The sequence below is a fragment of the Pseudomonas sp. SWI44 genome, assembly GCF_002947915.1.
GTDB lineage: Bacteria > Pseudomonadota > Gammaproteobacteria > Pseudomonadales > Pseudomonadaceae > Aquipseudomonas > Aquipseudomonas taiwanensis.
In genome coordinates, this window is record NZ_CP026674.1 from 1,472,915 (window position 1) to 1,485,911 (window position 12,997).

Below are 12,997 nucleotides of genomic sequence, written 5' to 3' on the forward strand. Positions count from 1 at the left end.
CCCATGACCCTGCGCCAACGCCTGGAAAACCTCCCGGTAGGTCAGAAACTGCTGGCTGCCCTGCTGGTACTGCTGGTCACCATTTTGCTGGTGGCCAACCTGACGTTCATCAGCGCCGCCTACTGGATCACCCAGGAGAGCATGGCGCCCCAGGCACTGCAGACCATCGGCCGGCTGGTGGCCAACCCCCAGCTGTCGACCCGCGCGGGCGATAGCCCGGAGTCGGCCAGCGCCCTGCTCAAGGAACTGGACAGCTACACCCCTCTGCGCGCCGCCGCGATCTACGGCGGTGACGGCCGCATGCTCGCGCAGCTCCAGCATGGCGACCCACTGACCTTGCCCAAGCGCTACCGCAATATCGACGGCTGGCGGCTGATGGAGTTTCGCAGTACGCAACTGATCCGCATCCCCCGGGACGCCAGTCCGCCAGCCCACCTGCTGCTGGTGGCCAGCAGCGAGCTACCGACCGCTTTCTACACCGGCACGCTCAGCGCCAGCCTGGCCATCCTGATATTCAGTATCCTGTTGTGGGTGGTCATCGCCAGACAGATCAAGCGGCTGATCACACAGCCGATCAACCAGCTCGAGGAACTCAGCCGCCAGGTCACCCGCGAAGAGAGCTACGCCCTGCGTGCCAAGCGTGGCAACGAGGACGAGATCGGCAGTCTGGCCGAAGCCTTTAACACCATGTTGTCGCGCATCGAGGCGCGAGAGCAGCAACTCAAGCGCGCCCGAGATGAATTCCAGACGGCCTATGACCAGGCCCAGGGTCTTGCCGAGGAAACCCGCCACACCAACCGTAAACTGGAACTGGAAGTTCAGGTACGCAGCAAGATCGAGAAAAAGCTCACCGGCTTCCAGAACTACCTCAACAGCATCATTGACTCGATGCCATCGGCCCTGATCGCCCTGGACGAGCAGCTCTACGTCACCCAATGGAACCATGAGGCCACGGTGCTCTCCGGCACGCCCCTGGACGAAGCGCTGAACCAGCCGATCTTCATCGCCTTCGAGCCGCTCAAGCCCTTCCTGCCGCAGCTCAAGGAAAGCGTCGAGAAGCACCGCGTAGCCAAGATAGAGCGGGTCACCTGGCCCAAGGGGGACGACCTGCGCCATTACGCGTTGACGTTCTACCCGTTGATGGGCGGCGGCGGCCGCGGCGTGGTGATCCGCATCGACGACATCACTCAACGCCTGTCACTGGAAGAAATGATGGTGCAGTCGGAGAAGATGCTGTCGGTCGGCGGCCTGGCCGCAGGCATGGCCCATGAGATCAACAACCCGTTGGGCGCCATCTTGCACAACGTGCAGAACATCCGACGGCGCCTGTCGCCAGAGCTGCCCCGTAACCAGGAGCAAGCCAGCGAGCTGGGCATCGACCTGTCCAACGTCAATCGCTATCTGGAGAGCCGCGACGTTCCTCAGTTACTCGACGGCATCCAGCAGGCCGGCACGCGTGCGGCGAAGATCGTTACCCACATGCTCAGCTTCAGTCGCCGCAGCAATCGGCAACTGGCGCCGTGCGACCTGCCCGCCTTGATCGATCAGGCAGTGGACATCGCCAGCAACGACTTCGACCTCACCATCGGTTTCGACTTCAAAGGACAAGCCATCGTCCGCCAGTTCGACCCTGAGCTGGGGCCGGTCCCTTGCACCGCCAACGAGCTCGAACAGGTACTGCTCAACCTGCTGAAGAACGCCGCCCAGGCGATTCACCAGCGCCCGCAACCTTGCGAACCCGGACGCATCACGCTGCGTACCCGGCTCAATCCGCCTTGGGCGGAAATCCAAGTGGAAGACAACGGCATCGGCATGCCCGAAACAGTGCGCAAGCGCATGTTCGAGCCCTTCTTCACCACCAAGGAAGTGGGCCAGGGTACAGGCCTTGGGTTGTCGGTCTCTTATTTCATCATCACCAACAACCACAAAGGGCAGATGGAGGTGCAGTCCACGCCGGGCCAAGGCACCTGCTTCACTCTGCGCCTGCCCCTCGGCCAGCCGACCACGGCGGCGCCAGGCACAACGGAGGCATGACATGGGCTACCGCCTTTCAAAGATCTACACACGCACCGGCGACAAAGGCGAAACCGGCCTGGGCGACGGTCGTCGCGTCCCCAAGGACCATCCACGGATCGAGGCGATCGGCGAAGTGGACAGTCTTAACAGCCAGCTTGGGCTACTACTGGCCGGCCTGGCCGAACAAGGGCTGGATGAAGTGAGCGAGGTGCTTGCGCCGTGCCAGCATCGGTTGTTCGACCTGGGTGGCGAGCTGGCAATGCCAAGTTACCAGGCGCTGGACCAGGCCGAGGTGGAGCGACTGGAAGCCGCCATCGACGTGTGGAACGAAGAGCTGGGGCCGTTGAAGAATTTCATTCTGCCCAGCGGCTCTGCTCTGGTGGCCCAGGCCCATGTGTGTCGGAGCCTGGCCCGCACTGCGGAACGCCGGTGTCAGCAGTTGAACGCCGTAGAACCGCTCGAAGGCGTGGGCCTGGCCTACATCAACCGGCTTTCCGATCTGCTGTTCGTGGCGGCCCGCATCATTGGGCGCCGCCAAGGAATCGCTGAGGTTTTGTGGCAGCCTACAGGGAAGACGCCAGACTGACGGTGGACCTTGTGTCGCGCAAGGGCCGCTCAGCGGCCCCGCCGTTCAGACCTCAGGCCAGAAGGCCCGGATCCCCGCAACGCCCTGTGCCCCGACGTCCCAGGCACGCTCGCGCTCACTGGGTCCAACCCCACCCAGCAAGAATACCGGTTGGTTGAAACCGGCAATCATCTGCCGCGCCGCATCCCAGCCCAGTGGCGCCGCCTCTGGATGGGTCTGGGTCGGCTGAACCGGCGACAGGGTGACGAAGTCCACGCCCATCCGTTCGGCCAACGCCAGTTCCTCTGCATTATGGCAGGACGCCGCCAGCCAACGCGCCGTCGGGAACGGTCGGCCCTTGGCCGCATACTTACGCAACTGCGCGGCGGTGAGGTGCCAACCAGCCGCGGGGAAGTCGCCCAGCCACTCCAGCGGCCCCTTGAGCATCAGTTGCGCCTTGCCAGCACAAAGGCCAACCGCGTCCACCGCCACATCCCGGTACTTGGGGTCGTACATGTCCGGTGCCCGCAGCTGGATCAGACGGATACCCGAGGCGACGGCCTTCTGGATGCCCTTGAGCATCTCGGGTACCTCAAGCCCGTCCGGGGTAATCAGATACTGATCCGGCAACCGCGCGGCAGCGACGATCGGCTTGTTGGCTTCCGGGAACGCGTACTGCCCAAGATCACGCGGGGCTACCCAGGCCAGCGGCTGCCCTTCGGCACCATGAGGTTCGCCGGTGAAGGCGTCGACTTCATGGACATCCAGCAACACCTGCTTGTCCGGGTAGTCATGGCTGACCTTGATCAGCGGTCGCGAACGGGTCACCTCGATGCCCAACTCCTCGCGCAACTCGCGGACCAGCGCCGACTCGACGCCTTCGCCCTCCTCCACCTTGCCCCCAGGGAACTCCCACAGGCCACCCTGATGCTGGCTATCGGCACGCCGGGCGATAAGGATCCGGCCGTCACCACCGCGAATGACCGCTGCTACGACATGAATCCGTTTCACCCTTCACGCTCCGCGAGTCCTGCTTTCTGCCAGGCCTGGAAGGCCGGCCACTGGTAGAGGGTTTCGATGTAGGCCGCCGCATGCGCCGGCACATCGACTCGATAGGTACGCAGGCGTACGGCGACCGGCGCGAAGAAGGCATCGGCCAGGGTCGGCTTGCCGAACAGGAACGGGCCACTGTCCTTGGCCACCAGGCGGCACTCCGACCACAACGCGACGATACGATCGATGTCCACTTGCACCTCCAGCGGGATGCTCTCCAGGGCGGCGTCTCGGGACAAGTCGAAAGGCATGGCACTGCGCAAGGCGGTGAACCCGCTGTGCATCTGAGCGCAGGCCGAGCGGGCCTGCGCACGCGCTGCGATATCTGCAGGCCATAGCTGGGCAGCGGGGTGGCGTTCGTTGAGGTATTCGGCAATCGCCAGGGAATCGGCGATCACGCCGTGCTCGGTCTTGAGCAATGGCACCTTGCCGGTAGCGGAGTACTGAAGGATGCGCTGGCGGGTGTCTGGCTGGTTGAGTTTGATCAGCGTTTCTTCATAGTCCGCGCCAGCCAGCTCGAGGGCCAGGGCGCCACGTAGCGACCACGAAGAATAGCGTTTGTCGCCGATGATCAGGTGATAGCTCATGGGTCGGCTCCATTGAATGCGGGTGAGTGGCGGCTGCCTGGCAGGCTATCGCCGCGGTTCGGCACCACGGCAAGCCGGCTCCTGTGGACATTGCACCTGCAGGAGCTGACTTACCGGCGAACAGGACCTTGTATCAGGTACGGTATTCGGCGTTGATCTTCACGTACTCGTGGGACAGGTCGGTGGTCCAGATGGTTTCGCTGCACTGGCCACGGCCCAGCTCGATGCGAATGGTGATTTCCTCCTGGGCCATCACCTTGGCACCCTGGTCTTCGGTGTAACTTGGGCTGCGGCCGCCTTTGCTGGCAATGCAGACGTTGTCCAGGTACACGTCGATCAGGCTGACATCCAGTTCCGGCACACCGGCGCGGCCCACTGCAGCCAGAATACGGCCCCAGTTCGGGTCGGACGCGAACAGCGCGGTCTTGATCAGCGGCGAGTGGGCCACGGCGTAACCGACGTCCAGACACTCCTGGTGGTTGCCGCCGCCATTGACCTGAACGGTGACGAACTTGGTAGCGCCTTCGCCATCACGGACGATGGCCTGAGCCACTTCCATGCACACCTCGAACACCGCCTTTTTCAGGGCTTCGAACAGCGCACCGCTGGCTTGGGTGACCTCCGGCAGGTTGGCCTTGCCGGTGGCGATGAGCATGCAGCAATCGTTGGTCGAGGTGTCGCCGTCGATGGTGATGCGGTTGAACGACTTGTTGGCGCCATCGAGCATCAGGTCCTTGAGCACCGCCGGTGCGACCTTGGCGTCGGTGGCGATATAACCGAGCATGGTGGCCATGTTCGGACGGATCATGCCCGCGCCCTTGCTGATGCCGGTCACGGTGACGGTCACGCCATCGTGCTGGAACTGACGGCTGGCGCCTTTGGGCAGGGTGTCGGTGGTCATGATGCCGGTGGCGGCTTCAGCCCAGTTGTTTTCCGACAGGTTGTCCAGGGCGGCCTGCAGGGCGCCTTCGATCTTCTCTACCGGCAGCGGCTCACCGATGACACCGGTAGAGAACGGCAGTACCGATTCGGCAGGTACGCCGGCCAGTTCCGCCAGCTTGGCGCAGGTACGCTCGGCAGCGGCCAGACCAGGAGCGCCGGTACCGGCGTTGGCGTTGCCGGTGTTGGTCAGCAAGTAGCGCACGGTGCCCTGCACACGCTGCTTGGACAGGATCACCGGCGCTGCGCAGAAGGCATTGAGGGTGAACACACCTGCGACGCTGGAGCCTTCGGCACAGCGCATGACCACCACATCCTTGCGCCCGGGACGCTTGATGCCCGCGGATGCAATACCGAGTTCGAAACCCGGAACCGGGTGCAAGGTGGGCAAAGGACCAAGACCAACAGCCATTAGAGCGCTCCTAGAAATAGGGTTTGAGAACAATGTGTAGAGCGGGGCCGCTTGGCGCCCCCTTCGTGACACAAAGCCGCTCCCACCGGATACCACGCCGCCGATGAGCTGGGCGCAGTACCTGTGGGAGCGGCCTTGTGTCGCGATAGGGCCGCAGAGCGGCCCCTCAGGTCAGATCACTCGATCTGACCATGGCAATGCTTGAACTTCTTGCCCGAACCACACCAGCACGGCTCGTTGCGGCCCAGCTTCTGCTCGTTGCGCACCGGCGCGGCAGCCACGGCCACTTCGGCGCCCTCCTCGCTCTGCTGCTCGGCTTCAAGACCAGGGGCAGCGGCGTGCTGGAACTGCATGCGGCTGGCCAGCTCCTCGGCCTCGCGACGCAGACGGGCTTCCTCTTCGGCTGGATCTTCGCGACGCACCTGAACGTGGGACAGCACACGAATGGTGTCGCGCTTGATCGACTCGAGCAGTTCCTGGAACAGGGTGAACGATTCGCGCTTGTACTCCTGCTTCGGGTTCTTTTGCGCGTAACCACGCAGGTGAATACCGTGACGCAGGTGGTCCATGGTCGACAGGTGGTCTTTCCACAGGTCGTCCAGCACGCGCAGCAGGATCTGCTTCTCGAAGGTGCGCAGGGCCTCGATGCCGGCCTGGTCTTCCTTCTCGGTGTAGGCGCGGGTGATCTCGTTCAGCAGCTTCTCGCGCAGGGTCTCCTCGTAGAGGTGATCGTCCTCGTCGAGCCACTGCTGGATCGGCAGCTTCATGGCGAAATCGCTGGCCAGCGACGCTTCCAGACCAGCCACGTCCCACTGCTCAGGCAGCGACTGCGGTGGAATGTGCTGGCTGATGGTGGCATCCAGGACTTCCTTGCGGAACTCTTCGATGGTATCGCCAATGTTCTCGGCGGCCAGCAGGCTGTTGCGCATGTGGTAGATCACCTTGCGCTGCTCGTTGGCCACGTCGTCGTATTCGAGCAACTGCTTGCGGATGTCGAAGTTGCGGCCTTCGACCTTGCGCTGGGCTTTCTCGATGGCGTTGGTCACCATGCGGTGTTCGATAGCCTCGCCGGACTGCATGCCCAGGGCCTTCATGAAGTTCTTCACCCGGTCGGAGGCGAAGATACGCATCAGGCTGTCTTCCAGCGACAGGTAGAAGCGGCTCGAACCCGGGTCGCCCTGACGACCGGAACGGCCGCGCAGCTGGTTGTCGATACGGCGGGATTCGTGACGCTCGGAAGCGATGACGTGCAGGCCGCCAGCCTCGATCACTTGCTGGTGACGTTTCTGCCAATCCGCCTTGATCTGGGCGATCTGCTCGGCGGTCGGGTTCTCCAAGGCCGCCACTTCGGCCTCCCAGTTGCCACCCAGCAGGATGTCGGTACCGCGACCGGCCATGTTGGTGGCGATGGTCAGCGCACCTGGCGCGCCGGCCTGGGCGATGATCTCGGCTTCCTTCTCGTGGTACTTGGCGTTCAGTACCTTGTGGTCGATGCCTTCCTTCTTCAGAAGGTTCGACATGTGCTCGGACGTTTCGATGGTCGCGGTACCTACCAGTACCGGACGGCCATGACTCAGGCTCTCTTTGATGTCAGCGATGATCGCGGCATATTTTTCGTCCGCGGTCAGGTAGACCAGGTCGTTGAAGTCCTTGCGCGCCAGCGGCTTGTTAGGCGGAATGACCATCACGTTGAGGGCGTAGATCTGGGCGAATTCGAACGCTTCGGTATCGGCGGTACCGGTCATGCCGGACAGCTTGGTGTAGAGACGGAAGTAGTTCTGGAAGGTGGTCGAAGCCAGCGTCTGGCTTTCGGCCTGGATGTTCAGGTTTTCCTTCGCCTCGATGGCCTGGTGCAGGCCCTCGGACAGACGGCGGCCTGGCATGGTACGGCCGGTGTGCTCGTCGATCAGCAGGACCTGGCCGTCCTGGACGATGTACTCGACGTTGCGGTGGAACAGCTTGTGCGCACGCAGGCCGGCGTAGACGTGGGTCAGCAGGCCCAGGTTGTGCGCCGAGTAGAGGCTTTCGCCCTCGGCCAGCAGACCGGCCTGGGTCAGCATCTCTTCGATGTACTGGTGACCGGCCTCGTTGAGTTCGACCTGGCGGCTCTTCTCGTCGATGGTGAAGTGGCCTTCCTGGGTGACCTGACCTTCGACCTCTTCGATGTGCTGCTTCAAGCGCGGGATCAGGCGGTTGATCTCGATGTACAGCTTCGAGCTGTCTTCGGCCTGGCCAGAGATGATCAGCGGGGTACGGGCTTCGTCGATGAGGATCGAGTCGACTTCGTCGATCACGGCGAAGTTCAGTTCACGCTGGAACTTCTCTTCCTGGCTGAAGGCCATGTTGTCGCGCAGGTAGTCGAAACCGAATTCGTTGTTGGTGCCGTAGGTGATGTCGGCGGCGTAGGCGGCGCGCTTCTCTTCCGGCGGCTGGAAGGCCGATACGATGCCAACGGTCAGGCCGAGGAATTCGTACAGCGGACGCATCCAGTTGGCGTCACGGCGGGCCAGGTAGTCGTTGACGGTCACGACATGCACGCCCTTGCCGGACAATGCATTGAGATAGACGGCCAGGGTACCGACCAAGGTCTTGCCTTCGCCGGTGCGCATTTCTGCGATCATACCCTCGTGCAGGGTCATGCCGCCGATCAGCTGCACATCGAAGTGACGCATGCCCATGACTCGCTTGCCGGCCTCACGGGCAACGGCGAAGGCCTCGGGCAGCAATTGGTCCAGTGTCTCGCCTTTGGCCAGGCGCTCCTTGAACTCTGCGGTCTTGCCCCGCAGCTGCTCGTCGGAGAGGGCCACCATCTTCTCTTCGAGAGCATTGACGATGTTCACCGTCTTGAGCATGCGTTTGACTTCACGCTCGTTCTTGCTTCCAAAAAGTTTCTTTAACAAAGGCGCAAACATATCGGCAGGATCTTCCACACGTAGGGATGGAGGGCGGCCCCATGAGTCGCCCGTGCAGCCCTGAGGCCGCATGCGAACGAGCATTCTACCCGGAAACGATGGTGAGGAAAGTGGTGGATTTCCACGATGCTGGCACAGCGCTTTGGCGGGGGCGTTTCTAAGATAGGGTCATTTTCACTGAGTTCAACCCTTGTGTTCATGAAACGTATCGCGAATGACTCGTATCCCGCAGGGTCTGCACCGACGTATTGCCGGCCAGCCGGCGATGAGGCCAGCCAGGGTGCCGGAAATGTTAGACTGCCGATCTTGTAACCGCGTGCGTACCCCATGGCCTACAAACCCACTCCCGCCCAGCCGCCCTCTGCCCTGTTGCGCCAGAACCGCCCGCTGCGCTTGTTACTGAACCAGGCCGAGCGCCTGGAGCACTTGCAGCGCCTACTGGAAAGCCAGCTGCAACCAGCCGCCCGCGAGCACTGCCATGTGGCATCGTGGCGCGACGGCACGCTGTTACTGGTGGTGACCGACGGTCATTGGGCTACACGCCTGCGCTATCAGCAAAAGCGCCTGATGCGCCAGCTACAGGCCATGGAAGCGTTCGGCAACCTCTCCCGTATCCTGTTCAAGGTGCAGCCGCCGCTGGTGCCTGCCAAGCGTGGCGGACATGCCATCGAGCTGTCGAGCACGGCGGCCGAGAGCTTGCGTGACACCGCCGAGGGCATTGCTGACCCCAAGTTGCGCGCCGCACTGGAACGACTGGCCGCGCACGCCCGAGAGAAGTAGCCAGGCGCATCGCGAGCAAGGCTCGCTTCTACCGAAGATGCGCGCGATAACGTGCCAGGCGCCGAAGCGGTCGCGCGCGCATCCCGCAGGCATGACTGGCCCGAAACAGAGGTGGGAGCCCTTCCTCCCGACACCACACGATCCAGGCAATAAAAAGGCCACCCGAAGGTGGCCTCAATGAACTAGAGAGTGTTCGAACTTACACGGCCGCAACAGGGCGCATGTACGAGATCGGTGCCGTACTGGCATCTTCGAAAGTGACCACTTCCCAGGCATCTTTTTCAGCAATGAGCTTGCGCAGCAGCTGGTTGTTCAGCGCGTGTCCGGACTTGAAGCCCTTGAACTCGCCGATCAGGCTGTTGCCCAGCAGGTAAAGGTCGCCGATGGCATCGAGGATCTTGTGCTTGACGAATTCGTCTTCATAGCGAAGGCCGTCTTCGTTCAGCACGCCGTCTTCGTCGACAACGATGGCGTTCTCGACACTGCCGCCCAACGCGAGGTTGTGCTTGCGCAGGTACTCGATGTCACGCATGAAACCAAAGGTACGGGCGCGGCTGACTTCCTTCACGAACGACGTGCTGGAGAAGTCGACGCTGGCACTTTGGGTCCGGTTGCGCAGCACCGGGTGGTCGAAGTCGATCTCGAAGCTCACCTTGAACCCGTCGAACGGCAGGAAGGTAGCGCGCTTGTCGCCCTCCTCCACTGTCACTTCGCGCAGGATACGGATGAACTTCTTGGCTGCGTCCTGTTCTTCCAGGCCAGCAGACTGAATCAGGAATACGAAGGGACCGGCGCTGCCATCCATGATCGGCACTTCCGAGGCGGAGAGCTCGACGTAGGCGTTATCGATGCCCAGGCCCGCCATGGCGGAGAGCAGGTGCTCGACCGTATCGACCTTGACGTCACCGTTGACCAGCGTCGTCGACATGGTTGTCTCACCGACGTTGGCCGCGCGCGCCGGGATTTCGACCACAGGGTCGAGGTCGGCGCGACGGAAGACGATGCCGGTGTCAACAGGCGCAGGCTTGAGGGTCAGGTAGACCTTCTCCCCGGAGTGCAGACCGACACCTGTGGCACGGATGGTATTCTTCAGGGTGCGTTGTTTAATCATGGCATTGGCCGCTTCAGCGCAAATTGCGAACAGGTATCAACAAAGGCTGGGGATGATAACAGACCCGGCCTTTGCTGAACACCAATCACCCCTATACCCCTGATAAATTCCATTAATCAGCCTGACGACGCAGGAATGCCGGAATATCAAGGTAGTCCAGATCATCCTGTGGGTTGAGTTTAGCTGCCGCGGCGGCACCTGCATGGGCCTGGTTGCGCATCACGGTCGGACGCTCCAGGTCACGGTAGTTGACCGCTGGCTGCTCCTGACGCGCAGGCGCAGGGTTGGACGACTCGTATACCTGCTGGGCGGTCTGCAGGGTGTTGTCCACCACCTTGACCGGCTTCTCGATACGAGCGCCCAGGCCAGTGGCGACCACGGTGACGTGCAGCTCGTCGCGCATGTCCGGGTCGATAACGGTACCGACCTTGACCATCGCGTGGTCGGAGGCGAAGGCTTCGATGATGCTACCCACATCGGAGTACTCGCCCAGCGACAGGTCGGGACCTGCGGTGATGTTGACCAGGATACCGCGAGCGCCCTGCAGGTTGACGTCTTCGAGCAGCGGGTTGCGGATGGCTGCCTCGGTCGCCTCGCGAGCACGGTTCGGACCGCTGGCGCAGCCAGTGCCCATCATCGCCATGCCCATCTCGCCCATCACGGTACGCACGTCGGCGAAGTCGACGTTGATCATGCCCGGACGCTTGATGATGTCGGAAATACCGCGAACGGCGCCGGCCAGCACGTCGTCGGCCTTGGCGAAGGCAGACAGCAGGCTGGCATCCTTGCCCAGGATGGTCAGCAGTTTTTCGTTAGGGATGGTGATCAGCGAGTCAACGCTTTCCGCCAGCATACGGATGCCTTCATCGGCGATCTGCATGCGCTTGCGGCCCTCGAACGGGAACGGACGGGTCACCACGGCAACGGTGAGAATGCCCATTTCCTTGGCCACTTCGGCGATGATCGGCGCCGCACCGGTACCGGTACCACCCCCCATGCCAGTGGTGATGAACACCATGTTGGTGCCCTGCAGCACCTCGGCGATACGCTCACGGTCTTCCAGCGCGGCCTGACGACCGACTTCCGGATTGGCACCGGCACCCAGGCCTTTGGTCACACCGGTACCCAGTTGCAGGATGGTGCGCGCGCCGATGTTTTTCAGCGCTTGAGCATCGGTGTTGGCGCAGATGAACTCGACGCCTTCGATGTTGCTCTTCACCATGTGGTTGACGGCGTTGCCGCCGCCACCGCCAACGCCGATCACCTTGATGACCGGACTTTGCGGGACGTTGTCTACGAGCTCGAACATTTTCCCTCTCCTTACAGTTCTCTAGTTGTCGCGCCTACCACTACTGCTTTGAAACTTAGAAGTTGCCCTGGACCCACCGCTTGAAGCGCTCAAGCACTGGGGCCTTCGGTTCATCGCCATAGCTGTTGCTGCTGCTGTTACCGGTCAGGGGCAAGTCCTCGGTCTGCTTCTGCAGGCCATAGGTGAGCAAGCCCACGCCAGTGGAATAGATCGGGTTGCGCACCACGTCGCTCAGTCCCCGAACGCTGTGCGGTACGCCAAGGCGTACCGGCATGTGGAAGATTTCTTCGGCCAGTTCCACGGCACCTTCCATCTTCGCGGTGCCACCGGTAAGGACGATGCCGGCTGGCACCAGGTCCTCGTAGCCGCTGCGACGCAGCTCGGCCTGGATCAGGGTGAAGAGCTCGTCGTAACGCGGCTCCACCACCTCGGCCAGGGCCTGACGCGACAGCTCGCGCGGAGGACGGTCGCCCACGCTTGGCACCTTGATGGTCTCGCCAGCGCCGGCCAGCTTGGCCAGGGCGCAGGCGTAACGGATCTTGATTTCCTCGGCGTACTGGGTGGGCGTGCGCAGGGCCATGGCGATGTCGTTGGTCACCTGGTCGCCCGCGATCGGGATCACCGCGGTGTGGCGGATGGCGCCTTCGGTGAAGATGGCGATATCGGTCGTGCCACCACCGATGTCTACCAGGCACACGCCCAGCTCTTTCTCGTCGTCGGTCAGCACCGAGTAGGCCGAGGCCAGTTGCTCGAGGATGATGTCGTCAATTTCCAGGCCACAGCGGCGCACGCACTTCTCGATGTTCTGTGCCGCATTGACTGCGCAGGTGACCACGTGGACCTTGGCTTCCAGACGAACGCCGGACATGCCCAGCGGCTCGCGCACGCCTTCCTGGTTATCGATCACGTAGTCCTGCGGCAGGGTGTGCAGCACGCGCTGATCGGCCGGAATGGCCACGGCCTGGGCAGCGTCGAGTACCCGCTCAAGGTCGGCGAGACTCACTTCGCGATCGCGAATGGCGACGATACCGTGGGAGTTCAGGCTGCGGATATGGTTGCCGGCCACGCCGACGAATGCGGAGTGGATGCGGCAACCGGCCATCAGCTGCGCTTCTTCCACCGCGCGCTGGATCGACTGCACGGTGGACTCGATGTTCACCACCACGCCTTTCTTCAGGCCACGGGACGGATGGGTGCCGATACCCACGATTTCCAGGGTGCCGTCTTCGGCCACTTCACCCACCAGCGCCACCACCTTGGAGGTGCCGATGTCCAGCCCGACGATCATTTTGCCGCTATGCGCGTTTGCCATG

General features: G+C 62.5%; 10 protein-coding genes. 3 read left to right on the plus strand and 7 right to left on the minus strand.

Features of this window, described 5'->3' with window-relative positions; translation table 11 throughout:
- The first annotated feature begins 3 nt into the window (after positions 1-3).
- Positions 4-2,034 carry an ATP-binding protein gene (locus C4Q26_RS07100; RefSeq protein WP_023378846.1) on the plus strand — a complete coding sequence of 677 codons (2,031 nt, stop codon included), beginning with the start codon at positions 4-6 and terminating at the stop codon, positions 2,032-2,034.
- 1 nt (position 2,035) lies between these two features.
- Positions 2,036-2,602 carry a cob(I)yrinic acid a,c-diamide adenosyltransferase gene (locus C4Q26_RS07105; protein WP_023378845.1) on the plus strand — a complete coding sequence of 189 codons (567 nt, stop codon included), beginning with the start codon at positions 2,036-2,038 and terminating at the stop codon, positions 2,600-2,602.
- Positions 2,603-2,647: 45 nt separating this feature from the next.
- On the opposite strand, the gene C4Q26_RS07110 is transcribed toward C4Q26_RS07105, so the two are convergent.
- The 4 genes from C4Q26_RS07110 to secA form a co-directional block, all read right to left on the minus strand.
- Positions 2,648-3,592, minus strand: coding sequence for a Nudix family hydrolase (locus C4Q26_RS07110; protein ID WP_023378844.1), 945 nt, complete (start codon positions 3,590-3,592; stop codon positions 2,648-2,650).
- Positions 3,589-4,221 (minus strand): glutathione S-transferase family protein, encoded by a 633-nt coding sequence (locus C4Q26_RS07115; protein WP_023378843.1) that lies wholly within the window; start codon positions 4,219-4,221, stop codon positions 3,589-3,591. Before C4Q26_RS07115 ends, C4Q26_RS07110 begins: the two co-directional genes overlap by 4 nt.
- 133 nt (positions 4,222-4,354) lie before the next feature.
- Positions 4,355-5,572 (minus strand): bifunctional glutamate N-acetyltransferase/amino-acid acetyltransferase ArgJ, encoded by a 1,218-nt coding sequence (gene argJ, locus C4Q26_RS07120; protein WP_023378842.1) that lies wholly within the window; start codon positions 5,570-5,572, stop codon positions 4,355-4,357.
- Between the two features lie 176 nt (positions 5,573-5,748).
- Positions 5,749-8,484, minus strand: coding sequence for a preprotein translocase subunit SecA (secA, locus tag C4Q26_RS07125; RefSeq protein WP_027908084.1), 2,736 nt, complete (start codon positions 8,482-8,484; stop codon positions 5,749-5,751).
- A gap of 327 nt (positions 8,485-8,811) precedes the next feature.
- Between secA and C4Q26_RS07130 the strand changes: the two genes are divergently transcribed.
- The gene (locus tag C4Q26_RS07130) at positions 8,812-9,264 is read left to right on the plus strand and encodes a DUF721 domain-containing protein (RefSeq protein ID WP_023378840.1); all 453 of its coding nucleotides are present in this window, start codon (positions 8,812-8,814) and stop codon (positions 9,262-9,264) included.
- A gap of 199 nt (positions 9,265-9,463) precedes the next feature.
- On the opposite strand, the gene lpxC is transcribed toward C4Q26_RS07130, so the two are convergent.
- From lpxC to ftsA, 3 genes are all read right to left on the minus strand, one after another.
- Positions 9,464-10,375: a UDP-3-O-acyl-N-acetylglucosamine deacetylase gene (gene lpxC, locus C4Q26_RS07135; protein ID WP_023378839.1), complete on the minus strand. Its 912-nt coding sequence runs from the start codon at positions 10,373-10,375 to the stop codon at positions 9,464-9,466.
- Between the two features lie 112 nt (positions 10,376-10,487).
- Complete coding sequence (ftsZ, locus tag C4Q26_RS07140) at positions 10,488-11,684, minus strand: cell division protein FtsZ (RefSeq protein ID WP_023378838.1); 1,197 nt, start codon at positions 11,682-11,684, stop codon at positions 10,488-10,490.
- Between the two features lie 55 nt (positions 11,685-11,739).
- Positions 11,740-12,996 carry a cell division protein FtsA gene (gene ftsA / locus C4Q26_RS07145; protein ID WP_023378837.1) on the minus strand — a complete coding sequence of 419 codons (1,257 nt, stop codon included), beginning with the start codon at positions 12,994-12,996 and terminating at the stop codon, positions 11,740-11,742.
- Position 12,997: the final 1 nt, after the last annotated feature.

Coding starts and splice junctions, on each gene's coding strand:
- ftsA (WP_023378837.1), bottom strand. CDS start 12,996: ATGGCAAACGCGCATAGCGGCAAAATGATCGTCGGGCTGGACATCGGC.
- C4Q26_RS07105 (WP_023378845.1), top strand. CDS start 2,036: ATGGGCTACCGCCTTTCAAAGATCTACACACGCACCGGCGACAAAGGC.
- ftsZ (WP_023378838.1), bottom strand. CDS start 11,684: ATGTTCGAGCTCGTAGACAACGTCCCGCAAAGTCCGGTCATCAAGGTG.
- C4Q26_RS07100 (WP_023378846.1), top strand. CDS start 4: ATGACCCTGCGCCAACGCCTGGAAAACCTCCCGGTAGGTCAGAAACTG.
- C4Q26_RS07130 (WP_023378840.1), top strand. CDS start 8,812: ATGGCCTACAAACCCACTCCCGCCCAGCCGCCCTCTGCCCTGTTGCGC.
- argJ (WP_023378842.1), bottom strand. CDS start 5,572: ATGGCTGTTGGTCTTGGTCCTTTGCCCACCTTGCACCCGGTTCCGGGT.
- C4Q26_RS07115 (WP_023378843.1), bottom strand. CDS start 4,221: ATGAGCTATCACCTGATCATCGGCGACAAACGCTATTCTTCGTGGTCG.
- lpxC (WP_023378839.1), bottom strand. CDS start 10,375: ATGATTAAACAACGCACCCTGAAGAATACCATCCGTGCCACAGGTGTC.
- secA (WP_027908084.1), bottom strand. CDS start 8,484: ATGTTTGCGCCTTTGTTAAAGAAACTTTTTGGAAGCAAGAACGAGCGT.